Consider the following 24,012-nt stretch of genomic DNA (forward strand, 5'->3'; position numbering starts at 1 on the left):
CTCGTGATCGCACCCGCTTCGTTGACGTTGAGGATCATCCCCGCACGCGCGGGGAGCACACTTCCTGACCAGCCGGTTTACAAACTGAATCACCGTTTCACATTCGGTTTGTTTTGACCGAAAAGGTCGGTTACACAGTGAAGCCCAACGCGCGCAGCTGTTCCCGGCCGTCTTCGGTGATCTTGTCTGGGCCCCACGGTGGAACCCAGACCCAGTTGATCTTCAAGTCTTCGGCTAGGCCGGAGCGGATCAGGGCGTTGCGGGACTGTTCCTCGATGACGTCGGTCAGCGGGCAGGCGGCCGAGGTCAGGGTCATGTCCAAGGTGACGATGTTCTCGGGGTCGACGCTCATGCCGTAGACCAGGCCGAGGTCAACGACGTTGATGCCGAGTTCGGGGTCGACGACGTCGCGCATCGCCTCCTCGAGGTTCTCGAGCTGCTCTACCTCTTCGGCGGAGAGTTCGACCTGGTCTGTGGTCGCTGTTTCGGAGGGTGTGTCAGTCATGCCGGTTTCCCATCGTTCGCTCGGCGTCTTCGGCCGACGTTATCCGCACCACCGCGTCCTTGAACGCCATCCAGCCCAGCAGCGCGCATTTCACGCGTGCGGGGTACTTGGCGACACCCGCGAACGCGATACCGTCGCCGATCATGTCTTCGTCACCTTCGACGGTGCCGCGGCTGGAGATCATCTCACTGAACGAATCGACCACCTTCAAAGCCTGCTGCACCGGCAGGCCGATGACCTGGTCGGTGAGGACCGAGGTCGCGGCCTGGCTGATCGAGCAGCCCTGGCCGTCGTAGGAGACATCGGTGACGTCACCGTTGTCGTCCAGGTTGACGCGCAAGGTGATTTCGTCACCGCAGGTGGGGTTCACGTGGTGCACTTCGGCACCGAACGGCTCCCGCAGCCCGCGATGATGCGGATGCTTGTAGTGGTCCAGGATCACTTCCTGGTACATCTGCTCCATACGCATGTCTTATGCAACCCCAAAGAACGTCTTGGCCTTCCGCACGGCCGCGACCAGTGCGTCCACCTCGTCGACGGTGTTGTAGACGGCGAACGACGCGCGCACGGTCGCGGTGATGCCGAGCCTGCGCATCAACGGCCACGCGCAATGGTGACCGACGCGAATCGCGACACCTTCGTCGTCCAGGATCTGGCCGACATCATGGGCGTGAATTCCGTCGACGACGAACGACACCGCGCCACCACGGTCCACGTTCTCGGTGGGCCCGACGATGCGCACACCGTCGATCGCGCCGAGACCTTCCAGCGCCGCGCCGACAAGCGTATGTTCGTGCGCCGCAACAGCATCCATGCCGATATTTTCGAGGTACCGCACGGCGGCACCCAATCCGACCACCTGCGAGGTCATCGGTACACCGGCCTCGAACCGCTGCGGCGGCGCCGCGTAGGTGGTGGCCTCCATGGTGACGGTTTCGATCATCGACCCGCCGGTAATGAACGGTGGTGTCTGCGCGAGCAATTCGCGCCGACCGAAGAGCACACCGACACCGGAGGGACCGAGCATCTTGTGTCCGGAGAACGCTGCGAAATCGATGCCGAGTTCTCGGAAGTTCACCGGCATATGCGGCACGGACTGGCAGGCGTCGAGCACGGTGAGCGCGCCGACCGCCCGTGCCCTGCGCACGATTTCGTCGACATCGGCCACAGCGCCGGTCACGTTCGACTGGTGGGTGAACGCGACAACCTTGGTGGCAGGCGACAATTCGAGCGAGTCGAGATCGATGCGACCGTCGTCGGTGATGCCGTACCACTTCAGGGTGGCGCCGGTCCTGCGCGCGAGTTCTTGCCACGGAACGAGATTCGCGTGATGCTCCAGTTCGGTGATCACGATCTCGTCGCCGGGCCCCACGTGGTACGGGAACCGGTCGTCACCGAAGGAGTAGGTCACCAGGTTCAGCGATTCGGTCGCGTTCTTGGTGAACACGATCTCGTCGGCCTCGACACCCACGAACCGCGCGACATCGGCGCGCGCGTCCTCGTAGGCGTCGGTGGCTTCCTCGGCGAGCTGGTGCGCGCCACGGTGCACCGCGGAGTTGTGGGTGATCAGGAAGTCCCGCTCGGCGTCGAGCACCTGTAGCGGTCGTTGCGAGGTCGCGCCGGAGTCCAGGTACACCAACGGTTTCCCGTCCCGAACCGTGCGGCTCAGGATCGGGAAGTCGGCCCGGATGCGGGCGACGTCGATGGTACGGACGGTCGCGGTCATATCAGGCTCCAGCGGTCGCGGACTGAGTGAAGCGCACGTAGCCGTTGGCGTCGAGTTCCTCGGCGAGTTCCGGGCCGCCCTCGGCGACGATGCGGCCACCGACGAACACGTGCACGAACTGTGGCTCGATGTAGCGCAGGATGCGGGTGTAGTGGGTGATCAGCAGCACGCCACCGTCTTCGCGCTCCTTGTATCGGTTGACGCCGTCGGACACCACGCGCAGCGCGTCGACGTCGAGGCCGGAGTCGGTCTCGTCGAGGATGGCGATCTTCGGCTTGAGCAGGCCCAATTGCAGGATCTCGTGGCGCTTCTTCTCGCCACCGGAGAAGCCTTCGTTCACGCTGCGGTCGGCGAAGGCGGAGTCGATCTCCAGCTCGCCCATCGAGGTCTTCACTTCCTTGACCCAGGTACGCAGCTTGGGTGCCTCGCCACGCACGGCGGTCGCCGCGGTGCGCAGGAAGTTCGACATCGAGACGCCGGGCACCTCGACGGGGTACTGCATGGCCAGGAACAGGCCGGCCCGCGCGCGCTCGTCGACGCTCATGGCGAGCACGTCTTCGCCGTCGAGGGTGATCGAGCCCTGGGTCACCGTGTACTTCGGGTGTCCCGCGATCGCGTAGGACAGCGTGGACTTGCCGGAGCCGTTGGGGCCCATGATGGCGTGCGTCTCACCGGACCGCACGGTCAGGTTCACACCGTTGAGGATCTTGATCGGCTCGCCGGACTCGTCCGGGTTGGCGACCTCGGCGTGCAGATCTTTGACTTCCAGGGTGGTCATCGATTCGAATTCCTTTGCGGAGTAAGCGGTTCGGGTGTCAGGAGCCGATCGCGGCGAGCTCGGCCTCGATGGCCGCCTCCAGCCGCTCTCGGATCTCGGGCACCGCGATCTTCTGGATCACTTCGTGGAAGAAGCCGCGCACCACCAGACGGCGGGCCGCATCCTCCGGGATACCGCGAGCACGCAGGTAGAACAGCTGCTCGTCATCGAAACGGCCGGTGGCGCTGGCGTGTCCGGCACCGATGATCTCGCCGGTCTCGATCTCCAGGTTCGGCACCGAATCAGCGCGCGCGCCATCGGTGAGTACCAGGTTGCGATTCAGCTCGAAGGTCTCGGTGTCTTCGGCGGCGGCACGGATGAGCACGTCACCGATCCACACGGTGCGCGCGTCACCCTTGTGCGACTGCGGATCACCTTGCAGCGCGCCCTTGTACACCACGTTCGACTTGCAGTTGGGTACCGTGTGATCGACGAGCAGACGCTGCTCGAAGTGCTGACCGGCGTCGGCGAAGTAGAGGCCGAGCAGTTCGGCGTCGCCGCCGGGGCCGTCGTAGCGAACCGTGGCGGTGAAGCGCACCAGCTCGCCACCGAGGGTGACCGCGATGTGGCGCAGCGTGGCGTCGCGACCCACCTTGACGTGGTGGGCTGCCGCGTTCAGCGCGTCGTCGGCCCAGTCCTGCACCGTGACGACGGTGAGCTTGGCGCTGTCACCGAGCACGAATTCCACGTTCTCGGCGTAGGTTCCGCTGCCGCGCTGATCGATGACGACCGTGGCGACCGCGAAGTTCGCCAGCCGAACCTGTGTGTGCCCGTAGGCGGTCTTGCCCTCGCCCGGTCCGGTCACCGTCACCACGATGGGTTCTGCGACCTCGGTTTCGGTGCCGACCGAAATCACGGTCGCCTTCTCGAAACCCGAATACGCTTGTGCCGCAACACGGTCGCTCGGAACACCGGCTGCACCGAGGCGAGCATCCGTGCGCTCTACGGTCTCGACCCGCACGCCCTCGACCGGCCGCACCTCGACCGTCGCGTCGCCGTCGCGCACCGCGGACCCGTCGTGCAGACCACGCATCCGGCGCAGCGGGGTGAACCGCCACGCCTCGTCGCGACCCGACGGCACCTCGAACGCGTCCACATCGAACGAGGAGAACACCTCGCCCTTGTTGATCGCGGCGCCCGCGCCAGGGTTCTGTACCGGGCTCTCGCCCTCGACAGCGCCCTTCACACCTGTCGCCATCAGCCGACGGCCCCTTCCATTTGCAGCTCGATGAGCCGGTTCAGTTCCAACGCGTATTCCATCGGCAGTTCCTTGGCGATGGGCTCGACGAAGCCACGCACCACCATCGCCATCGCCTCGTCCTCGCTCAGGCCGCGGCTCATCAGATAGAACAGCTGGTCGGCGGAAACCTTGGAAACGGTCGCCTCGTGACCCATCGTCACGTCGTCCTCACGGATGTCGACGTAGGGATAGGTGTCCGACCTACTCACCGTATCGACAAGCAGCGCATCACATTTCACCGACGACTTGGAGCCGTGCGCGCCCTTGTTCACCTGAACGAGCCCGCGATAGGAGGCGCGGCCACCGGCACGCGCCACCGACTTGCTGATGATCTCCGAGGAGGTGTGCGGCGCCAGGTGCAGCATCTTCGCACCCGTGTCCTGGTGCTGACCCGCTCCGGCGAACGCCACCGAAAGCACGGAGCCGCTCGCGTACTCGCCGGTCATCCAGACCGCCGGGTACTTCATGGTGACCTTGGAACCGATATTGCCGTCGACCCACTCCATGGTCGCGCCCGCCTCGGCCTTGGCCCGCTTGGTGACCAGGTTGTAGACGTTGTTCGACCAGTTCTGAATGGTGGTGTAGCGGCAGCGGCCGCCCTTCTTCACGATGATCTCGACCACCGCGGAGTGCAGCGAATCCGACTTGTAGATCGGCGCGGTGCAACCCTCGACGTAATGCACGTAGGCATCCTCGTCGACGATGATCAGCGTGCGCTCGAACTGACCCATGTTCTCGGTATTGATCCGGAAGTACGCCTGCAACGGGATGTCGACGTGCACGCCCGGCGGCACGTAGATGAACGAACCACCCGACCACACAGCGGTATTCAGCGCGGAGAACTTGTTGTCACCGGCGGGGATCACCGTGCCGAAGTACTTCTGGAAGATCTCCGGGTGCTCCTTGAGCGCGGTATCGGTGTCGAGGAAGATGACACCCTGCTGCTCCAGGTCCTCGCGGATCTGGTGGTAGACCACTTCGCTCTCGTACTGCGCGGCGACACCGGAGACCAGGCGCTGCTTCTCCGCTTCCGGGATACCCAGCTTGTCGTAGGTGTTCTTGATGTCGGCGGGCAGGTCGTCCCAGGTGGCGGCCTGCTGCTCGGTCGAGCGCACGAAGTACTTGATGTTGTCGAAGTCGATGCCGTCGAGGTTGGAACCCCAGTTCGGCATGGGCTTGCGATCGAAGATCCGTAGCGCCTTGAGCCGAACGTCGAGCATCCAGTCGGGCTCGCTCTTCTTGCCCGAGATGTCGCGGACGACCGCCTCGGACAGACCTCGCTGGGCGCTGGCGCCTGCCACGTCCGAGTCGGCCCAGCCGTAACCGTAGTTACCCAGCGAAGCGATGGTCTCTTCCTGGGTGAGCGGTTGCGCCTGATCGGTGGTCGTCGTCATTCGGCGCTCCTTCCGGAGTCGTTCGTACGTACCGCTGCGGGCTGTGCAGCGGCTGAGGGGGAGGTTCGCGCTGCCGTCGCGGTGGCCGACCGTGCGACCGCCGTCAACGGGACATGGGTGGTGCAGGCGCAATCGCCGTTGGCGATCGTCGCCAGCCGCTGCACATGGGTGCCGAGCAGCTCCTTGAACGCCTCGAGTTCCGCCTCGCACAGCTGCGGAAACTCTTCGGCCACATGGGAAACCGGGCAATGGTGCTGGCAGATCTGCACGCCGGCTCCGACCTTGCGGGTGGAGGCGGCGAATCCGGCTTCGGTGAACGCCTCGGCGATCTCCTCGGCCTTGTCGATGGTGTGACCGGCCTCGGTGCGCGCCGATTCGGCACTGTCGCGGTCGACCGGCGCGATCCCTGCGACCACGCGTTGCGCCCGCTTGCGCGCGAATTCGGCGATGGCCGCTTCGCCGCCGATCTCGCCGAGCTGCCGGATGGCGGCGCCGGCCAGATCGTCATAGGCGTGACCGAGCTGTCCGCGACCAGCAGCGGTGAGCTGGTACTGCTTGGCGGGGCGACCGCGTCCCTTCTGCTGCCACGGTGCCGAGCGACCGGCGCGGGCCTGACCAGAATCGATCAATGCGTCCAGGTGTCGGCGGACGCCCGCGGGTGCGAGACCGAGGGTGTCACCGATCGCCGTCGCGGTAATCGGGCCGCGTTCCAGCAGCAGCTGCACGATCGCCGCCCTGGTGTGGCCTTCCGCGGTCGCGGGTGCAGCACTCGACCCGGTGCCAGCCTTGCGACCAGCCCCTTCATCGTCGTTCCGCAAACCCACGGTTTTCACAACATCAGTGTGGCGGAATTCGTTCCCGAAATCTAATAAGGGTCCCCTGGCTAGCGGCGACTCTGTGACGTCCGCGTCGCCGAGGATCAACACCCGCGCGGCGCCCCGGTCAACCGAACGACGGCAACGCGGGCCGGGTAGTCGAGCGCCCAACGACCGGATCGCAGAGGCCCACCGATGCGCACGTCGACGCGCTGACCTGCGAAGCAAACGGTAGCGGCCCGGTGGCACACCCGCGCGGCATCCATCAACCGACCAGGCGCGACACACGAAAGAACAACTCAGCACACCTCCCGAATTTCGCTCAGTGCGATCGGTCACACCGCGCCCGAACTCGTCGGAAAATCGCGCACGCACCACGCGGTCGCGACCGGAGAACACCACGAACCCGCCGCGAACTAGGCTTCCTCGCGTGGCGGTACTGGACGGCGCGTGGCGCACGACACTGGCATTCGGGCGCCGGGCTCTGGGGTTGGAGGTGCCCGCCGCCGATCATTCGATCGCCGAACTGCACCGCGACGAGTCCGAGTTACCCGGCCTCAATCGCAAAGACCTGACCCAACTCGACCGAATTCGGCTGATGGGCGCCACCGGGACGGTGCTGATGGCGATCAGCGCGCTCGGCATCGGCGCGCAACCCGTGCATCAGAACCCCACCTCCGGTGTGCGCGTCCTCGGCATCTTCGCCAGGGCACACACGGGCTCGCTGGCCATGTGCATGGTCGGCACGGTGCTGGTGGTGCTCGGCTGGCTGTTGCTCGGCCGATTCGCGGTCGGCGGCATCGGCGGAGCACCGCTGCGGCGACTGACCCGTTCACAGATGGACCGCACGCTCCTGCTGTGGATCGTGCCGCTCAGCGTCGCGCCGCCGCTGTTCAGCAACGACGTGTACTCGTATCTGGCACAGAGCGAAATCGCCGCGCGCGGTATCGATCCGTACGTCGAAGGACCCGTGGCCGGGCTCGGCATCGACAATGTGCTGACCAACAACGTGCCGACCATCTGGCGCGACACCCCCGCCCCTTACGGACCACTGTTTCTGTGGCTCGGGCGCGGTATCGCCGAGCTGACCGGCGACAACATCATCGCGGGCGTCTGGGTGCACCGGATTCTGGCGCTGGTCGGCGTCGCGCTGTTCGTCTGGGCGTTGCCGCGCCTGTCCGCACGCTGCGGTGTCGCGCCGGTGAGCGCGCTGTGGCTCGGCGCGGCCAACCCGCTGGTGCTGTTCCACCTCGTCGGCGGCGTGCACAACGACGCGCTCATGCTCGGGCTGATGCTCGCCGGAATGGAGCTGTGCCTGCGCGCCATCGAGGACACCCGCCCCTTCGACAGACGTGCTTACGCACTGTTGATCGGAGGTGCCGTTGTCATCACCTTGTCGTCGTCGGTCAAATTGGTCTCCATCCTCGCCCTCGGCTTCGTCGGCATGGCACTGGCCAGACGCTGGGGCGCCACCCTGGCCTCGGTCGCGAAATCGGCCGCCCTGCTCGGCGTATTCGCCATCGCCACAACACTTCTCGTGAGTTGGATCAGCGGGCTCGGCTTCGGCTGGATCTACACCCTGAATACCGCCAGCGTCGTGCGGAGTTGGATGTCGATACCCACGGTGCTCGGCATCATCACCGGATTCGGCGGTGTCCTCCTCGGACTCGGCGACCACACCACCGCGCTGCTCAGCATCACTCGACCCATCGCCGCCGTCGTCGCGGCCTTCTTCATCGTGCGCATGCTGGTCGCGACCGGCACCGGGCGCTTGCACGCCGTCGGCGCGCTCGGCGTGGCATTCGGCGCGCTCGTGCTGCTGTTCCCCGTCGTGCAGCCCTGGTATCTGCTGTGGCCGATCGTGCCGCTGGCCGCATGGGCGACCCGGCCGACATTCCGCGTACCCGCGGTCGCGTTCTCCGCGGTGGTCAGCGTGATCCTGATGCCGCGCGGCGCCAACCTCGAGGTATTCCAGATCGTCGGGGCCGCGGTCGCCACCGTTATCGTCACCGCGCTGTTCATTGTGCTCACCCGGCATTCGCTGCCATGGCGCGGCCAGGAAGGGGTGTCGGCTCCGTCACAGACGCCCACGTCTTACGGTGTGACACCGTGACCGTTGCCTCCGGACCCGCCGTCAGAGTCGATGGCGTCGTCAAGCGATTCGGTGAGACCACCGCGGTGGACGGACTCGGCTTCGACGTCGAACGAGCCCAGGTCCTCGCGCTACTCGGACCCAATGGCGCCGGTAAGACCACCACCGTCGAGATGTGCGAAGGATTCGTCACCCCCGACGCGGGTTCGGTCCGCGTGCTCGGACTCGACCCGATCACCGATTCCGACCGGCTGCGCCCGCGAATCGGCGTGATGCTGCAAGGCGGCGGCGCCTACCCGGGCGCACGGGCGGGCGAGATGCTCGAACTGGTGGCCGCCTACTCCGCACACCCACTCGACCCCGAATGGCTGCTGCGCACCCTCGGCCTCCAGGACAATCGACGCACCCCGTATCGCCGCCTGTCCGGTGGGCAACAGCAACGCCTCGCCCTGGCGTGCGCACTGGTCGGCAAGCCGGAGATCGTGTTCCTCGACGAACCGACGGCGGGCCTGGACGCGCAGGCACGGCTGATCGTGTGGGAGCTGATCGACGCGCTGCGCCGCGACGGCGTCAGTGTGCTACTCACCACGCACATGATGGACGAGGCCGAACAACTCGCCGACCAACTGGTGATCATCGACCGAGGCCGCATCGTCGCCTCCGGCACACCCGCCGAGGTGACCGCGCACGGCGCTGCGGGCCAACTGCGGTTCTGCGCGTCCCCGCACCTCGACATCGCGCTGCTGCAAACCGCACTGCCCGAAGGGTTTTCGCCTCGCGAGACCGCACCGGGCAACTACCTCGTCGAGGGCGAGATCAATCCACAGGTGCTCGCGACCGTCACGGCGTGGTGTGCGCGGATGAACGTGCTCGCCACCGATATCAGGATCGACCAGCGTCGACTCGAGGACGTCTTCCTGGAACTCACCGGACGGGACCTGCGCGGATGACCACCGAATCGACCACCGAACGCTTCGCGCCCGGCACCTTCACCGCCGACCCGCGACCGAGTTCGCGCGCCGCGATGCTCGTCGCGCAGACCCGGCTCGAGCTGATCCTGTTGCTGCGCAACGGCGAACAGCTCCTGCTCACCATGCTCATCCCGATCACCCTGCTGGTGGGACTGAGCCTGCTGCCCTTCGGGGACCTCGGCACCGACCGAGTCGACAAGATCGTGCCCGCCGTGATGATGGTCGCGGTGATGTCGACCGCGTTCACCGGTCAGGCGATCGCGGTGGGATTCGATCGTCGTTACGGTGCGCTGAAACGCCTGGGCGCCACGGCTTTACCACGTTGGGGCATCATCACCGGCAAGTGTTCGGCGGTGCTGATCGTGGTCGTATTGCAGGCGGTGTTGCTCGGCGCGATCGGATTCGCGCTCGGCTGGCGGCCGGCATTCGTAGGGCTGGTCCTCGGAGCGGTGGTGATCGCGCTCGGCACAGCCACATTCGCCGCCATGGGATTGTTGCTCGGCGGGACGTTGAAGGCCGAAGTGGTGCTGGCGCTGGCGAACATTCTGTGGTTCGTCATGCTCGGCATCGCCAGTATCGTGTTCGCCTCGGACGATCTGCCTTCGGCGTTGAGTGTCATCGCGCGATTGGTGCCGTCGGGTGCATTGGCGGTGACGCTCGAGGAGGCGATGCGCAGCAGTATCGATTGGTTCGGGGTGATCGTGCTTGGCGTGTGGGGGCTGGTGACAGGATATCTGGCGACCCGGTTCTTCCGGTTCCACTGAGTTTTCTTTCGGTTCCACCGAGTTTTCGGCGGGTTGCGCTGAGGGTTCGGGGGATGGTTAGTCTCTCGCGGTAATGCGGGGGCTTGTGCGAGGACGCTCGAGGGTGGGTGCTGATGTGCGAGCGAGCGAGCTACACGACGCAGGGTGACGCGCGAGACGCGATTCATGTCCCGAGACCCCTGCAATCACTCGCCCAGTGAAACCCCACGATCCCAACAAAACCCAGCCACCCCCACGAGCCGCCCTAACACGTGTTCCGAGCGTCAGCGAGACCGGTACGGTAAGTTCGCGGCCGTCTCGCTGTTGAGTGCCCGTTTCGTAAGCGACGAAGGAGCAAGAAACGGGCACTCAACAGCGAGACTCTCAGGGCCGCGAACCACGCGGCGCCAGCCGCCAAAAACACAGCGAGGAAGCACTCGCCCCCGCGTATCACCCCGCCGCCTAACGCAGTGCTGGTTCCTCGCCCCCGCACATCACCCCCGCATACCGTCTCGCGTAGTCCCGCTTGTCGCCCCGCGCAGCCGACGTCGTGCAGAAACTTCGGGACCTGATGGTCGTGGATCAAACCATTCCTGTGGAAATACCGGCCAGGTCAGTCGGGCCAGCGGCGTGTAGTGGGACCGTTGCCGACGAGATCAGGCGAGCATCTCCCGTTTCTGGGACCTGGCGTTTCGGACCATGCGGCAACGACAGGGTGTAGTATTCCGGGTGTGAGCGCCTCGAAGCGCCGGGCTACCATCTTTGGCGTGCTGTATCGCGCGTTTCTTCGACTTGTCGACCGGCTGCCGCTGCCTTCGTTGCGCGCGCAGCGGCTCACCGCTTTCGCCGTCATCCTCACGCAGTCCGGTATCGCGGTTACCGGGGCGGTTGTGCGGGTCACGGCGTCGGGGCTCGGCTGTCCCACCTGGCCGCAGTGCTTTCCCGGCAGCTTCACGCCCATCGGCGTCTCCGAAGTGCCGGTACTGCATCAGTCCGTGGAATTCGGCAATCGGCTACTCACCTTCGGCGTCACCCTGTTCGCCGCGCTGATCGTGCTCGCCGTGACCCGCGCTCGACGACGGCGCGAGGTCATCGGTTGGGCGTGGCTGATGCCGGGCGGCACAGTTTTACAGGCCGTGATCGGCGGCATCACCGTGCGTACCGGACTGCTCTGGTGGACAGTATCGATTCACCTGCTCGCCTCCATGCTGATGGTGTGGCTCGCGGTCGTGCTCTACGCCAAGATCGACCAACCCGACGACGGCGTCGATACCGTCCAGGTGCCCGCTCCCCTGCGCTGGCTCACCGCGCTCAGCGGCGTCGTGATGACCGGTGTCCTCATCGCGGGCACCCTGGTGACCGGGGCTGGCCCGCACGCGGGCGACAAGAGCATCGAACGTCAGGTCGAGCGCCTCCAGGTGGAGATCGTCACCTTGGTACACATCCACGCCGAATTCCTCATCGCCTACCTTGCCCTCTTGGTCGGCCTCGCCTTCGCCCTCTTCGCCGTCGGCATCACCCCCGCCATCCGCGCCAGGCTGTTCGTTCTGCTCGCGGTGGTCTGTTCCCAAGGACTCGTCGGCGTCGTGCAGTACTTCACCGAAGTCCCCGCCGCCCTGGTAGTAATCCACGTAGGCGGCGCCACCGCCTGCGTGGCCGCCACCGCCGCCCTCTGGGCCGCCCTACGCATCAAAGAACCACTCCCCGTCCCCACATCCAACGCCCCCACCCACGCCGCCTGACCGCCGCCAGAAAATCGCGACATCCCCCACCCCCAACGCACGAACCCAGATGCGGCGAACCTTGCAGCTCCGAACCGAGCACAGAGCTGACCCCCACCACACGAACCCAACTCAGCCCTCCCGCTAGCCGCCGAAACACGTGTTCCGAGCGTCAGCGAGACCGGCACGGCAAGTTCACGGCCGCCTCGCCGCCCGAGTATCCGGTTTCGCAGGCGCGCACCCCCGGCTACCCGGCGAAACCGCCACCGTCCGTGCCTAACTCAACCCTCCCCACGAACCGCCGAAACACGCGTTCCCAGTGCCAGCGAGACCGACACAACAAGTTCACCGCCGCCTCGCTGCCCGAGCGCCCGGTTCGTAGGCGCGCACCCCGACTACCCGGTGAAACCACCACCGCCCGTGCCCAACTCAACCCACCCCACAAGCCGCCCAAACACGCGTTCCCAGTACCAGCGAGACCGACACGGCAAGTACACGACCGTCTCGCCGCCCGAGCGCCCGGTTCGTAGGCGCGCACCCCGACTACCCGGTGAAACCACCACCGCCCATACCGAACTCAACCCACCCCACAAGCCGCCCAAACACCTGTTCCGAGCGTCAGCGAGACCGACACGGCAAGTTCACGGCCGTCTCGCAGTCGAGTACCCGTTTCGAGACGCACCCCGGCTACCCGGTGAAACCACCACCGCCCACACCCAACTCAACCCACCCCACAAGCCGCCGAAACACGTGTTCCCAGTGCCAGCGAGACCGACACGGCAAGTGCACGGCCGTCTCGCGTTCAAGTACCCGTTTCGAGGCGCACCCCGGCTGCCCGGTGAAACCACCACCGCCCACACCCAACTCAACCCTCCCCACGAACCGCCCAAACACGTGTTCCGAGCGCAGCGAGACCGGCACGGTAAGTTCGCGGCCGTCTCGCTGTTGAGTGCCCGTTTCGTAAGCGACGAAGGAGCAAGAAACGGGTACTCAACAGCGAGACTCAGGGCCGCGAACCACGCGGCGCCAGCCGCCAAAAACACAGCGAGGAGATCCACGCCCCCGCGTATCACCCCGTGGAGCCTTGTGTCTGGCATGAACCACACCCCGTACCCCCCGGCTTCTCCCCGTCAAACCCAACCACCACCCCCAACCCCCACTGTCTGCCCTGTAGTCTCACCCCCTCCGGCCCATTCGCACCGAGTTGCGGCCTGATCATGCGACGACCAGCGCGAACCAAAGGGGGCCAACCATGAGCCCAGGCGAGTCGAAACCCGATGCGGCACAGAGTTTCCCAGAAGCAGATCCGTACGCAAGCGGATTGCTCGACGTCGGCGACGGGAATCGAATCTATTGGGAAACCAGCGGAAACCCGCACGGCAAACCGGCACTCGTCGTCCACGGCGGCCCGGGGAGCGGTGGTACACGAGGTTCCCGAAAGAACTTCGACCCCACTATGTTTCGGATTATCCTGTGGGATCAACGCGGCTGCGGCGAAAGCCTGCCGAATGCCGCCGACCCGTCGGTGTCACTCGCCGAAAACACCACCGCACACCTGATCGCCGATATGGAGCGCCTGCGCGAGCACCTCGGCATCGAGCAGTGGCTGCTCTACGGCGGATCATGGGGATCGACGCTGATTCTCGCCTACGCCGAACAGTATCCGGAGCGGGTGAGCGAGATTGTGCTGGTCGGCGTCACGATGACCCGACAGGAAGAGACCGACTGGCTATATCGTGGTGTCGGCCGCTTCCTGCCCGGGCCTTGGGAGGCGTTCCGTGACGGCGTACTGGAAGCCGAGCGCGACAACCTGGTCGCTGCCTACAGTCGCCTGTTCGACAACCCCGACCCGCAGGTCCGCCTCGACGCCGCGCGGCGGTGGTGCGCATGGGAAGACGCCGTCATCGCCCACGAAACACTGGGCAGCCCTGGCGCGTACAGCGCGAAGCCCGGTAACGCCCTGCTCGCCATGACCCGCATCTGTGCGCACTATTTCGCCAACAACGCCTTCCTGCCGGACGGGAAGCTGTTGGCCGACGCACATCGCCTCACCGGCATCCCCGGCGTTCTCATCCACGGCCGACTCGACCTCGGCAGCCCGCTCTACACGGCCTGGCAGTTGGCGACGGCGTGGCCGGACGCACGCTTGCAGGTCATCGACGATTCCGGGCACACCGGCAGTCCGAGGATGCGCGCCGCCGTCCTCGAGGCGGTCGCCGGTTTCGCACCCGTCGGTTGAGGCACCGAAGCCGCCGACCAGTTCGTTATGGCTTCGTGTCCCGCCGGGTTATGCCGCACAACGGCGGTCGATGGGCCACGACGCGCGGTCGAGCGGGCCGAGAAGATCCGTGCGAGGTTTCCGTGTCGATACCCGGGGTACGGCCGCAGGGCGCACAACCATCATCGAGGAAAGAAAGGCAGCCATGAAAAAGCTACTTGCAGTTCCTCTCACCGCCCTGGCACTGACCTTCGGCGGAGTCGCCACTGCCCAGGCCGACGTCACGCAGCCCACCCCCGCGTACGCGCAGACCTCGCAGACCACGACGACGATCGCCGCGAACGACAACGACGACAACGGCAGCGACAAGACCGGACTCTGGGGCTTGCTCGGCCTGCTCGGCCTGCTCGGTCTGATCCCGATCAAGCGCAAGCCGTCGGGGCCCGACACCACGAACTACGGAAACGTCGGCCGCACCACCAGGCCGTGATCGCCGACGGCTGCCCGGTCGGTCACCGCGGCCGACCGGGCACGCCGTTGCGTTGGGGGCGCGGGTGCACTCAGGCAGGTTCGGTCGCGTTCGGTCCGATCCATTGATCCAGTGACCGATCCAATGCGCCCGTGGCCATTCGAGTGGCCAGCCACGTATTCAACTCGGCGGCGAGCACCGGGGCGTCCTTGCGGATCAAGATCACCTTGCCGAACGAGTCGAAGGGCTGCTCGGGGTGCAGGACGCGCAGATCCGGGTGCTGACGAACACGGAAGCGCCCCTCGACGGAGTCGGTGACGAACACATCCGCCCTGCCCTGCTCGATCTCACCGAAGATGCTGAGATTGTCCGGCCACAACGTGAGCTGCGCGTTCGGGAAGTTCTTGCGTGCGAATTCCTCGTTGGTACCACCACGATTCGCGATCACCCGCACCTCGGGCCGGTTGATCTGCTCGACGGTCGAATAATCGGTGGGGTCGGAATGACGCGCGATGGGCGTCTTGCCGTCGGTGCCGTAGGTGAGGGAGAAGTCCGCGAACGCGCGTCGCGTCGGCTGATCGGAGATGCCGCCGACCGCGAGATCGCAGTCGAGCGCGGCGAAGTCGGTCTTCATTCCCGCCCAGGTCACCGGGACGAAGGTGATCGGCCGGTGGAGAACATCGGCGAAGCCACGGGCCAGATCGATATCCACGCCGCGGTATCCGCCGTCGGGATCGGCGATGGCGTACGGCGGGTAGTCACCCGGCGTGCAGACGCGTAATGCGTTCGGATCGGCCGCTTCCTGCGCTGAGGACGGAACCGCCAGGGCAAGCACGGTGGCCGCCGCGAACGCTGCGGCCGCGACCCTGCCGACGATGTGGGTCACGCGCGCGCTCAACGCTCGTTACGCGCTTTCGGGAAGCGCTTCTGGTGGGCGACCCAGCCCGCCATCTTCGCCCAGTGCCCCTTGCGCGGGGTGACGATCGAGACGAGTTCACGGTTCCACTCGTCGGCTTCGGTGAGGCCGTCGACACGGTTCACCAGTTCTTTGGCGGTCGCGAGGTCGGCGACGACGCGGTCGCCGAGGATGCCGTCTTCGCCGACCAGCGTGACTCGCACACCGAGCCGACCGATCGGCTGCAAGACGGCCGTGGCCGACTTGCCGTGGGCGGCGACGAACGCCTTGACGGACTGCACGATCGCGCCGGGAACCTGCACCGGGGCCGTGTCGGTCTGAGCACTCATGCACCGCAGTTTACCGACCGGTAGGCAACGGTCCAGCCCCAGCTGGGTGGTAGAACTGGGAACCATGCGCGCCATCCAGGTATCCGAGCACGGTGGTCCCGAGGTTTTGCGGTACGTCGAGCTGCCCGACCCGAGTATCGGGCCGGGCCAGTTGCTTGTCGATACCGAGGCGATCGGCATCAATTTCATCGATACCTATGTACGCACCGGCCGGTATCCACGCGCGGTGCCCTACGTTCCCGGCGCGGAGGCGACCGGTGTGGTCGCCGAGATCGGTTCGGGCGTCACCGATTTCGCGGTCGGCGACCGAGTGGTGTGGGGCACGGGTGGCGACAGCTACGCCGAGCGGGTCGCGGTGTCCTCGGCCAGCGCGATCAAGGTGCCCGACGGCGTCGAACCCGCGGTCGCGGCCTCGGCGCTGCTGCAAGGCATGACGGCGCACTACTTGCTCGAGTCGGTCCATACCCCGGATCGCGGGGAAAGCGTGCTGGTGCACGCGGGCGCGGGTGGTGTCGGACTGATCCTCACCCAACTGGCGGCCGCGAAGGGTGCCAGGGTGATCACGACAGTGTCGACCGACGAGAAGGAACAGCTCTCGCGCGCGGCGGGCGCCGCCGACGTGCTGCGCTACGGCGACGACCTCGCCGACCGGGTGCGCGAGCTCACCGACGGCGTTGGCGTCGCAGCGGTGTACGACGGTGTCGGCGCCGCCACCTTCGAGGCCAGCCTCGCGTCGTTGCGGGTGCGCGGCACGCTCGCCCTGTTCGGCGCCGCGAGCGGGCCGGTACCCGCGTTCGATCTGCAACGCCTCGGTGGGGCGGGTTCGCTGTTCGTCACGCGGCCGACCTTGGCGAATTACGCCCGGGATCGCGCCGAATTGACCTGGCGCGCAGGCGAGATCCTCGACGCCATCGCGAACGGCACGCTGCGGGTCCGAGTCGGCGCGACTTACCCCCTCGCCGAAGCCGAACGCGCACACCGTGATCTGGAAGGCAGGGCGACCACGGGCTCGATCGTGCTGCTGCCCTGACGAGGTACGTCGACCGGGGCTCCGCCGCGAACTCGGACGCCGCCGCGCACAGCGACTCGGCCTGCCTCAGGTGTCTCCGTAGTCCCGTCCGGTGAGGCCGCGGTAGACGAACCGCGTCAGCCCTTCGATCGCCGCCTCGTCATCGAGCTCGACCACACCTTCCTCCACGGCCTGGATCAGGCTGGTGACCAAGAGGAACATCATCGACAGGCTCGCGTCGGGCGTACTGGGCAGTCGAAGCCCCTTGGCCGCGAAGCCGTCGAGATGGTCGGCCAGTTCGTCACGTTGCCGCGCGCCGAAATCGGCTGCCTGCCTGGCGAAGTCGTCATCGACGAGCGCCGCTTGTTGAATCGAGCGGAAGACTGCCCAGTGCCGACGAGCCGCAGTCCAGTACGTGCTGATGTGGAAGCGAATCGCGTCCGGGTCGGTGAAGTCGGCGTTGTGTTCCTCGGTTCGCGCCGCGAGGTCCCCCTCCGCCGCCACATCGTCGAGCAGCGCCCTGAGCAGTTCCTCTTTGCTCGCGAAGTGGTTGTAGAACGACCCGGCCGCCCGGTTGGCCGTGGCGGTGATGTCGGCGATCTTGGTGTTCAGGAAACCACGCTCGGCGAACAGGCGCCTGGCCGCAGCCTTCAGCGCCAATTCGGTCTCGGCGGACTTCTCCTTGCGACTCAGCGACAACCAGCTCACCTCCTTGACAAGGAAAGGTATCAACTCCAATACTGAACTCGCATTCACTGAATATCAATTCATTTATGGAGACAGCTCATGGAACCACTGGTCCTCATCGCGGGAGCGGGCCCCACCGGCCTCACCCTCGCGCTCGATCTCGCCCGCAGAAGCCTCCCGGTGCGAATCGTCGAGCGCGCCCCCGCCCACCCCCGCGGCTCACGGGGCGACGGCATCCAACCGCGCACCCTCGAGGTGTTCGACGACCTCGGCGTGCTCGACGCCGTACACGCCGCAGGTCGACCACCAGCCCCGATGCGGGTATTCCTCGACGGCGAATTCGTCATGGAACGCACGATGGGCGACACCGTCGCGCCCACGCCGGACGTGCCGTATCCCAACGGGTGGGTGCTCGGCCAGGCCGACACCGAGGCGATACTGCGCGAGCGCCTCGCCGAACTCGGGGTCGCCGTCGAACTCGACACCGCACTGACCACCGTCGAACAAGACGCCGGTGGCGTGCGCGCCACCCTGGTACACGGCGCCGACGCCGAGGAAACCGTGCACGCCGCCTACCTGATCGGCGCCGACGGCGGCAAGAGCACCGTGCGCCGAGCCCTGGGCATCCCGTTCGAAGGCAGCACCGACGAGTCGATCCGCATGCTGCTCGGCGATGTGCGCGCCGACGGACTCGACCACGAACACGGCTACTGGTTCGCCGCCGCCGACAAACCGATGGCGGGAATCGCGTTGTCCCCTTTACCGGGCGGGCGCAGCTTCCAGTTCGCCGCGCCGCACAGCGGTACCGACGAACCGACCCTGACGAGCCTGCAACGCGCGGTCGACACCTACGCGGCGGGCATGGACATCACACTGACCGAACTCAGCTGGGCAACCACATGGCGGCCGAATATTCGTCTCGCGCAACGCTTCCGCGACGGACGGGTGCTACTGGCAGGGGACGCCGCGCACGCGCATCCGCCGACCGGCGGTCAGGGCATGAACACCGGCGTCCAGGACGCCTACAACCTGGGCTGGAAGCTGGCCGCCGCCCTCGACGGCGACGAAGCACCGCTGGCGACCTACGAATCCGAGCGCAGAACCGTTGCCGCACGCGTACTCGGCATCAGCAGCGCATTGCTGAACAAGCTGGTCGACGGCGACGAGGACGCGATGCGGCGCGGTCCGGAAACACAGCAACTCGACATCAGCTACCGCGACCCGGCCGAGCGGGGACCGCTGGTCTCCGGTGATCGCGCACCCGACGCACCGCTGAAGGACGCCGCTGGACGCCCGATTCGACTGTTCGATCTGTTCCGTGGGCCGCACTGGACCCTGTTGTGCTTCGGTGAACCAGCGCCACTACCCACCGCATCCGACGTGCACGCGTACGCGGTGCTGCGGCCGGGCACCACCGCCGAGGGCTCACATGTGTTCGACACCGACGGCCACGCGTTCACGGCCTACGCCGCGACGCCCGGCCGCGAAATCCTCATTCGACCCGACGGATACCTCGCCTACCTCGCCGGATGACACCGGCGCGGCCGGAAATTGGAGTTGGAGCGTGCCGTGGCGAATTTGTTGCAGGACGCGGACCGGTACGGCGGCGGTGTCGTCGCGGTGACCGCGGAACTCGTCGGTGACGAAGTATCGATCACCGTCGACGACGCGGGGCCCGGCGGGCCGGAGGCCGACCGTGCGCGCATCTTCGAACGCTGCACCGCTCAGCTGAACCAGCTGCCGATGGTGTCCCAGCCGAGCACCGAATCCACCGCGAGCCCGCAGAACACCACCGCGAGGTAGTTGTTCGATTGCAGGAACAGCCGCAGCGGCTTCACCGATTCGCCGCGGCGTACACCGGCATACAGCTGGTGGGCCATCAGCAGGAACCACGCTCCCGCCACCAGCGCCACGGCCGTGTAGATCACGCCGGTGGCGGGAGCGAGAGCCAAGGTGGTGAGCACGGTGAGCCAGGTGTAGATGACGATCTGCTTGGTGACCGTCTGCTCGGTGGCCACCACCGGCAGCATGGGAACACCCGCCGCGCGGTAGTCCTCCTTGTAGCGCATGGCCAACGCCCAGGTGTGCGGCGGCGTCCAGAAGAAGATGACACCGAACAGCGCGATCGCGGGCCAGCCGATGGTGCCGGTCACCGCCGACCAGCCGACCAGCGCGGGCATGCATCCGGCCGCACCGCCCCACACCACGTTCTGCGCGGTGCGCCGCTTGAGGCCGAGGGTGTACACGAACACGTAGAACAGGATGGTCGCGACGACCAGCACGCCGCTGAGCAGATTCGCCTGCCACCACAGCCACGCGAACGAGCCGATGCCGAGCGCCACCCCGAACACGAACGCCTGCCGCGTCGAGACCGCGTCCCTGGCCAGCGGACGCTTGGCCGTGCGCTTCATGACCTTGTCGATATCGGCGTCGGCCACGCAGTTGAGCGTGTTGGCGCTGGCCGCGCCCATCCAGCCGCCGAACAAGGTGACCAAGATCAGCCGAATGTCGACGGTGCCTCGATCGGCCAACAGCATCGTCGGAATCGTCGCGACGAGCAGCAGCTCGATGACCCTCGGCTTGGTGAGCGCGATGTAGGCGAGGCCGCGTCGCGTGAGCCTGGACGGCAGGCCGGGACCGGTGAATCGGTCGGCCAGCACCGTCGAGGAGGAGCCGTGCGCGCTGTCGCCGCCCGGCTTCTGCCCAATCCGCACTGTTTCTCCCTCACAACGCCGTGCACCGCATGAGTACTGGAACCGTATGGAACCGCAGCGCGCTCGATAACGCTGGTACGGGTGCACAGCTCCGTGCGGCGCGCCATCTACTACAGAGCATGGTAGACCCACGCGGATCGGCCACTCGCGCTCGCCCCGCGTGTAACGCGCGAGGTGTAAACGGCCACCATGCGGGTACCGCAGGTTCGCGGGCCGGGTAGAACACACGCGAGGGTTACCGCCATGTAGTTCGGTGGGCACCTCTACGCTAGGTGGGAAATCTCGGTGTGCAAGCCCGAATTACCGCGCGTACCAGGCGCGCACACCACAAACGCCGTCGACGAACCAATGTCAGGAGAACCACGGTCGTGTCAGTCACAGACGACATCCGCGCCCTCACTCAGCCGAACCATCCGGACGACTGGACTGATCTGGACACCAAGGCGGTCGACACTGTTCGGGTGCTCGCCGCGGACGCGGTGCAGAACGCCGGCAACGGCCACCCTGGCACCGCGATGAGCCTCGCACCGTTGGCCTACAGCCTCTACCAGCGCACGATGCGGCACGACCCCGCCGACCCCTCGTGGGTGGGCAGGGACCGGTTCGTGTTGTCGTGCGGCCACTCCAGCCTCACCCAGTACATCCAGCTGTACCTGGCCGGGTACGGGCTCGAGCTCGACGACCTGCGCAAGCTGCGGCAGTGGGGTTCGCTGACCCCCGGACACCCCGAGTTCCGGCACACCGACGGCGTCGAGATCACTACCGGCCCACTCGGTCAGGGCCTGGCGTCCTCGGTGGGTATGGCGATGGCGGCCCGCCGCGAGCGCGGCCTGTTCGACCCGAACGCCGCACCCGGCACCAGCCCGTTCGATCACTTCGTCTACGTGATCGGCTCCGACGGCGACTTCGAGGAAGGTGTCACCGCCGAAGCATCCTCGCTCGCGGGCACCCAGCAGCTCGGCAATCTGGTCGTGATCTACGACGACAACAAGATCTCCATCGAAGACGACACCACCATCGCCTTCACCGAGGACGTCGCCGCCCGCTACGTCGCGTACGGCTGGCACGTCCAGGTGGTAGAGGGTGGCGAGGATGTCGTCGCGATCGAGGCGGCACTGACCGCGGCACGCGCGGAGACCGGCAAGCCCTCGATCATCGTGCTGCGCACCATCATCGGCTACCCGGCGCCCGGCAAGATGAACACCGGCGCCGCGCACGGCGCCGCACTGGGTGCCGAGGAGGTCGCCGGTGCGAAGAAGGCGCTCGGCTTCGACCCGGAGCAGACCTTCCAGGTGGACGACGCGGTGATCGCGCACACCCGCAAGGCGCTCGAACGTGGCGCCGACGCGCACAAGCAGTGGCAGCAGAGCTTCGACGCGTGGGCACAGGCCAACCCGGAGAACAAGGCGCTGTTCGACCGCTTGCGCAACCGCGACCTGCCCGAGGGCTGGACGGCGAATCTGCCGACCTACGCACCGGACCCGAAGGGTGTGGCCACTCGCAAGGCCTCCGGCAAGACGCTGGCCGCGCTCGGCCCTGTCCTGCCGGAGCTGTGGGGCGGCTCGGCCGACCTGGCCGAGTCCAACAACACCACCATCCCGGACGCCGCGAGCTTCGGCCCCGAATCCATTTCGACCGGCATGTGGAAGGCCGACCCGTACGGCCGCACGCTGCACTTCGGTGTCCGCGAGCACGCCATGGGCGCGATCCTCAACGGCATCGCGCTGCACGGACCGACCCGCCCATACGGCGCGACGTTCCTGGTTTTCAGCGATTACATGCGTCCCGCGGTGCGGCTGGCCTCGCTGATGCGGGTGCCGGCGATCTACGTCTGGACCCACGACTCGATCGGTCTCGGCGAGGACGGACCGACCCACCAGCCGATCGAGCACCTCGCGGCACTGCGCGCCATCCCCGGCCTGAACGTGGTGCGTCCCGGTGACGCCAACGAGACGGTCTACGCCTGGCGCACGATCCTGGAACGCGACAGCAGCGAGCACTCCTCGCACTTCTCGGTCTCCGAGCCGCCGCACCAGGATGGACCTTCGGCGCTCGCACTGACCCGGCAGGATCTGCCGGTCCAGGAGGGAACCAGCTACGAGGGTGTCCGCAAGGGTGGCTACATCCTCGCCGAGGCCTCGTCGGGCGCCCCGCAGTTGATCCTCATCGCCACCGGCTCCGAGCTCCAACTCGCCGTCGCCGCGCGGATTACGCTGGAGGAGCAGGGCATCGCTACCCGCGTGGTCTCGATGCCGTGCGTGGAGTGGTTCGACGCACAGGACAAGGCATACCGGGACGAGGTCCTTCCGCCCTCGATCAAGGCTCGGGTCGCCGTCGAGGCGGGGATCGCGATGCCGTGGCACCGCTTCGCCGGTGACGCGGGCGAGATCGTCTCGATCGAGCACTTCGGTGCTTCGGCCCCCTACCAGACCCTGTTCCGCGAATTCGGCTTCACGCAGGAAGCTGTCGTCGCCGCGGCGCAGCGCACGCTCGACAACGTGAAGGGATAGTGCCCATGGCACAGAATGAGAATCTGGCGGCCCTCTCGGCCTCGGGTGTTTCGGTGTGGCTCGACGATTTGTCCAGGGACCGGATCCAATCCGGGAATCTGGCCGAGCTGATCGCCACCCGCAGCGTCGTCGGCGTCACCACCAATCCGACCATTTTCCAGGGCGCGCTGAGCAAGGGCACCGCCTACGACGCGCAGGTGAAAGACCTTGCCGCCCAGGGCGCCGACGTCGATTCCGCGATCCGCACGATCACCACCGATGACGTGCGCGCGGCCTGCGATGTTTTCGCCGAGACGTTCGCCGCCACCGACGGCGTCGACGGCAGGGTCTCCATCGAGGTCGATCCGCGCCTGGCCTTCGACGCGGACAAGACCACCGCGCAGGCGATCGAACTATGGAAGATCGTCGACCGGCCCAACCTGTTCATCAAGATCCCGGCGACCGAAGCGGCGTTGCCCTCGATCACCGCGGTGCTCGCCGAGGGCATCAGCGTGAACGTCACGCTGATCTTCTCCGTGCAGCGCTACCGCCAGGTGATGGGCGCCTACCTCGACGGCATCCGCAAGGCCGGGATCGCCGAGCACGACACGGCCAAGATCCATTCCGTCGCTTCGTTCTTCGTGTCCAGGGTGGACACCGAGATCGACAAGCGGCTCGAAGACATCGGCACGCCGGAAGCGCTCGCGCTGCGCGGCAAGGCCGGGGTCGCGAACGCGCGTTTGGCCTACGCCGAGTACCAGGACGTGTTCGACGGTGGTAAGCACACCTCCACCTACACGCACCTGTCGGCCTCGGGTGCGAATCGGCAACGGCCGCTGTGGGCTTCGACGGGCGTGAAGAACCCGGAGTACTCCGACACGCTGTATGTCGTTGATCTGGCCGCGCCCAACACGGTGAACACGGTGCCGGAGAAGACGCTCGAAGCGGTCGCCGACCATGGCGAGGTGCGCGGCGACGCCGTTACCGGCACCGCGCAGCAGGCGCAGGAGGTGTTCGACCAACTGGTCGCGGTCGGCATCGATCTCGACGACGTGTTCGCGGTGCTCGAGCGCGAGGGCGTGGACAAGTTCGAGAAGTCCTGGGAAGAGCTTCTTTCCGCGACGGCCGAAGAGTTGCGCACCACCGGGAGCAACTGA

Annotated in this window: 22 protein-coding genes and 1 CRISPR repeat array (1 of these 23 running past the window's edge); of the genes, 11 read left to right on the forward strand and 11 right to left on the reverse strand. The window is 66.6% G+C overall.

Features of this window, described 5'->3' with window-relative positions; translation table 11 throughout:
* Window positions 1–59: a CRISPR direct-repeat array (repeat unit 28 nt; unit sequence GGATCATCCCCGCACGCGCGGGGAGCAC) (it extends 1,006 nt beyond the left edge of the window).
* A 71-nt stretch (window positions 60–130) separates the two neighbouring features.
* From ABEA50_RS13680 to ABEA50_RS13710, 7 genes are read right to left on the reverse strand one after another with little or no spacing between them, the layout of a single operon-like run.
* Entirely contained in the window at window positions 131–505 is a 375-nt protein-coding gene (locus tag ABEA50_RS13680) for a metal-sulfur cluster assembly factor (RefSeq protein ID WP_345495705.1), read from the reverse strand.
* Window positions 498–974: a Fe-S cluster assembly sulfur transfer protein SufU gene (sufU, locus tag ABEA50_RS13685; protein ID WP_345495706.1), complete on the reverse strand. Its 477-nt coding sequence runs from the start codon at window positions 972–974 to the stop codon at window positions 498–500. Before sufU ends, ABEA50_RS13680 begins: the two co-directional genes overlap by 8 nt.
* A 3-nt stretch (window positions 975–977) precedes the next feature.
* The gene (locus ABEA50_RS13690; protein ID WP_345495707.1) at window positions 978–2,231 is read right to left on the reverse strand and encodes a cysteine desulfurase; all 1,254 of its coding nucleotides are present in this window, start codon (window positions 2,229–2,231) and stop codon (window positions 978–980) included.
* A 1-nt stretch (window position 2,232) separates the two neighbouring features.
* Window positions 2,233–3,009 carry a Fe-S cluster assembly ATPase SufC gene (sufC, locus tag ABEA50_RS13695; RefSeq protein ID WP_345495708.1) on the reverse strand — a complete coding sequence of 259 codons (777 nt, stop codon included), beginning with the start codon at window positions 3,007–3,009 and terminating at the stop codon, window positions 2,233–2,235.
* A gap of 37 nt (window positions 3,010–3,046) precedes the next feature.
* A complete protein-coding gene (gene sufD / locus ABEA50_RS13700; protein WP_345495709.1) occupies window positions 3,047–4,246 on the reverse strand; it encodes a Fe-S cluster assembly protein SufD in 1,200 nt (399 codons plus the stop codon).
* On the reverse strand, window positions 4,246–5,682 hold the full coding sequence (gene sufB, locus ABEA50_RS13705; RefSeq protein ID WP_345495710.1) for a Fe-S cluster assembly protein SufB: 1,437 nt from the start codon (window positions 5,680–5,682) through the stop codon (window positions 4,246–4,248). The genes sufD and sufB overlap by 1 nt, the downstream gene beginning before the upstream one ends.
* Entirely contained in the window at window positions 5,679–6,515 is an 837-nt protein-coding gene (locus tag ABEA50_RS13710; RefSeq protein ID WP_345495711.1) for a helix-turn-helix transcriptional regulator, read from the reverse strand. The genes sufB and ABEA50_RS13710 overlap by 4 nt, the downstream gene beginning before the upstream one ends.
* Before the next feature lie 412 nt (window positions 6,516–6,927).
* Here ABEA50_RS13710 and mptB point away from each other — a divergent pair, with 412 nt between their 5' ends.
* The 6 genes from mptB to ABEA50_RS13740 all read left to right on the forward strand — a co-directional run bounded on the left by mptB (window position 6,928) and on the right by ABEA50_RS13740 (window position 14,732).
* Window positions 6,928–8,610 carry a polyprenol phosphomannose-dependent alpha 1,6 mannosyltransferase MptB gene (gene mptB, locus ABEA50_RS13715; RefSeq protein WP_345495712.1) on the forward strand — a complete coding sequence of 561 codons (1,683 nt, stop codon included), beginning with the start codon at window positions 6,928–6,930 and terminating at the stop codon, window positions 8,608–8,610.
* The gene (locus ABEA50_RS13720; RefSeq protein WP_345495713.1) at window positions 8,607–9,539 is read left to right on the forward strand and encodes an ABC transporter ATP-binding protein; all 933 of its coding nucleotides are present in this window, start codon (window positions 8,607–8,609) and stop codon (window positions 9,537–9,539) included. Before mptB ends, ABEA50_RS13720 begins: the two co-directional genes overlap by 4 nt.
* The gene (locus tag ABEA50_RS13725; RefSeq protein WP_345495714.1) at window positions 9,536–10,324 is read left to right on the forward strand and encodes an ABC transporter permease; all 789 of its coding nucleotides are present in this window, start codon (window positions 9,536–9,538) and stop codon (window positions 10,322–10,324) included. Before ABEA50_RS13720 ends, ABEA50_RS13725 begins: the two co-directional genes overlap by 4 nt.
* A 746-nt stretch (window positions 10,325–11,070) precedes the next feature.
* Window positions 11,071–12,045, forward strand: coding sequence for a COX15/CtaA family protein (locus ABEA50_RS13730; protein WP_345495715.1), 975 nt, complete (start codon window positions 11,071–11,073; stop codon window positions 12,043–12,045).
* A 1,231-nt stretch (window positions 12,046–13,276) separates the two neighbouring features.
* Window positions 13,277–14,263 (forward strand): prolyl aminopeptidase, encoded by a 987-nt coding sequence (pip, locus tag ABEA50_RS13735; protein WP_345495716.1) that lies wholly within the window; start codon window positions 13,277–13,279, stop codon window positions 14,261–14,263.
* Between the two features lie 184 nt (window positions 14,264–14,447).
* Window positions 14,448–14,732 carry a WGxxGxxG family protein gene (locus ABEA50_RS13740; RefSeq protein ID WP_345495717.1) on the forward strand — a complete coding sequence of 95 codons (285 nt, stop codon included), beginning with the start codon at window positions 14,448–14,450 and terminating at the stop codon, window positions 14,730–14,732.
* Window positions 14,733–14,802: 70 nt separating this feature from the next.
* Here ABEA50_RS13740 and ABEA50_RS13745 read toward each other — a convergent pair whose 3' ends face one another.
* Both ABEA50_RS13745 and ABEA50_RS13750 read right to left on the reverse strand, forming a co-directional pair.
* Window positions 14,803–15,597 carry a transporter substrate-binding domain-containing protein gene (locus ABEA50_RS13745; protein ID WP_345495718.1) on the reverse strand — a complete coding sequence of 265 codons (795 nt, stop codon included), beginning with the start codon at window positions 15,595–15,597 and terminating at the stop codon, window positions 14,803–14,805.
* A gap of 8 nt (window positions 15,598–15,605) precedes the next feature.
* Complete coding sequence (locus ABEA50_RS13750) at window positions 15,606–15,956, reverse strand: hypothetical protein (protein WP_345495719.1); 351 nt, start codon at window positions 15,954–15,956, stop codon at window positions 15,606–15,608.
* A gap of 64 nt (window positions 15,957–16,020) precedes the next feature.
* On the opposite strand from ABEA50_RS13750, the gene ABEA50_RS13755 reads away from it, so the two are divergent.
* Window positions 16,021–16,986, forward strand: coding sequence for a quinone oxidoreductase family protein (locus ABEA50_RS13755; RefSeq protein ID WP_345496554.1), 966 nt, complete (start codon window positions 16,021–16,023; stop codon window positions 16,984–16,986).
* A 66-nt stretch (window positions 16,987–17,052) separates the two neighbouring features.
* On the opposite strand, the gene ABEA50_RS13760 is transcribed toward ABEA50_RS13755, so the two are convergent.
* Complete coding sequence (locus tag ABEA50_RS13760; protein ID WP_345495720.1) at window positions 17,053–17,703, reverse strand: TetR/AcrR family transcriptional regulator; 651 nt, start codon at window positions 17,701–17,703, stop codon at window positions 17,053–17,055.
* Between the two features lie 48 nt (window positions 17,704–17,751).
* Between ABEA50_RS13760 and ABEA50_RS13765 the strand changes: the two genes are divergently transcribed.
* Window positions 17,752–19,185, forward strand: coding sequence for an FAD-dependent monooxygenase (locus ABEA50_RS13765; RefSeq protein WP_345495721.1), 1,434 nt, complete (start codon window positions 17,752–17,754; stop codon window positions 19,183–19,185).
* A gap of 24 nt (window positions 19,186–19,209) precedes the next feature.
* Entirely contained in the window at window positions 19,210–19,455 is a 246-nt protein-coding gene (locus ABEA50_RS13770) for an ATP-binding protein (RefSeq protein WP_345495722.1), read from the forward strand.
* Here the strand turns inward: ABEA50_RS13770 and ABEA50_RS13775 are convergent.
* Entirely contained in the window at window positions 19,377–20,366 is a 990-nt protein-coding gene (locus ABEA50_RS13775; protein ID WP_425577605.1) for a heme o synthase, read from the reverse strand. The genes ABEA50_RS13770 and ABEA50_RS13775 overlap by 79 nt on opposite strands.
* Before the next feature lie 368 nt (window positions 20,367–20,734).
* Here ABEA50_RS13775 and tkt point away from each other — a divergent pair, with 368 nt between their 5' ends.
* Both tkt and tal read left to right on the forward strand, forming a co-directional pair.
* A complete protein-coding gene (gene tkt / locus ABEA50_RS13780) occupies window positions 20,735–22,876 on the forward strand; it encodes a transketolase (RefSeq protein WP_345495723.1) in 2,142 nt (713 codons plus the stop codon).
* Between the two features lie 5 nt (window positions 22,877–22,881).
* Window positions 22,882–24,012 (forward strand): transaldolase, encoded by a 1,131-nt coding sequence (tal, locus tag ABEA50_RS13785; RefSeq protein WP_345495724.1) that lies wholly within the window; start codon window positions 22,882–22,884, stop codon window positions 24,010–24,012.

The organism is Nocardia callitridis (assembly GCF_039543305.1).
Lineage (GTDB): Bacteria > Actinomycetota > Actinomycetes > Mycobacteriales > Mycobacteriaceae > Nocardia > Nocardia callitridis.

Coding starts and splice junctions, on each gene's coding strand:
- ABEA50_RS13680 (WP_345495705.1), bottom strand. CDS start 505: ATGACTGACACACCCTCCGAAACAGCGACCACAGACCAGGTCGAACTC.
- sufU (WP_345495706.1), bottom strand. CDS start 974: ATGCGTATGGAGCAGATGTACCAGGAAGTGATCCTGGACCACTACAAG.
- ABEA50_RS13690 (WP_345495707.1), bottom strand. CDS start 2,231: ATGACCGCGACCGTCCGTACCATCGACGTCGCCCGCATCCGGGCCGAC.
- sufC (WP_345495708.1), bottom strand. CDS start 3,009: ATGACCACCCTGGAAGTCAAAGATCTGCACGCCGAGGTCGCCAACCCG.
- sufD (WP_345495709.1), bottom strand. CDS start 4,246: ATGGCGACAGGTGTGAAGGGCGCTGTCGAGGGCGAGAGCCCGGTACAG.
- sufB (WP_345495710.1), bottom strand. CDS start 5,682: ATGACGACGACCACCGATCAGGCGCAACCGCTCACCCAGGAAGAGACC.
- ABEA50_RS13725 (WP_345495714.1), top strand. CDS start 9,536: ATGACCACCGAATCGACCACCGAACGCTTCGCGCCCGGCACCTTCACC.
- pip (WP_345495716.1), top strand. CDS start 13,277: ATGAGCCCAGGCGAGTCGAAACCCGATGCGGCACAGAGTTTCCCAGAA.
- ABEA50_RS13740 (WP_345495717.1), top strand. CDS start 14,448: ATGAAAAAGCTACTTGCAGTTCCTCTCACCGCCCTGGCACTGACCTTC.
- ABEA50_RS13750 (WP_345495719.1), bottom strand. CDS start 15,956: ATGAGTGCTCAGACCGACACGGCCCCGGTGCAGGTTCCCGGCGCGATC.
- ABEA50_RS13755 (WP_345496554.1), top strand. CDS start 16,021: ATGCGCGCCATCCAGGTATCCGAGCACGGTGGTCCCGAGGTTTTGCGG.
- ABEA50_RS13765 (WP_345495721.1), top strand. CDS start 17,752: ATGGAACCACTGGTCCTCATCGCGGGAGCGGGCCCCACCGGCCTCACC.
- tal (WP_345495724.1), top strand. CDS start 22,882: ATGGCACAGAATGAGAATCTGGCGGCCCTCTCGGCCTCGGGTGTTTCG.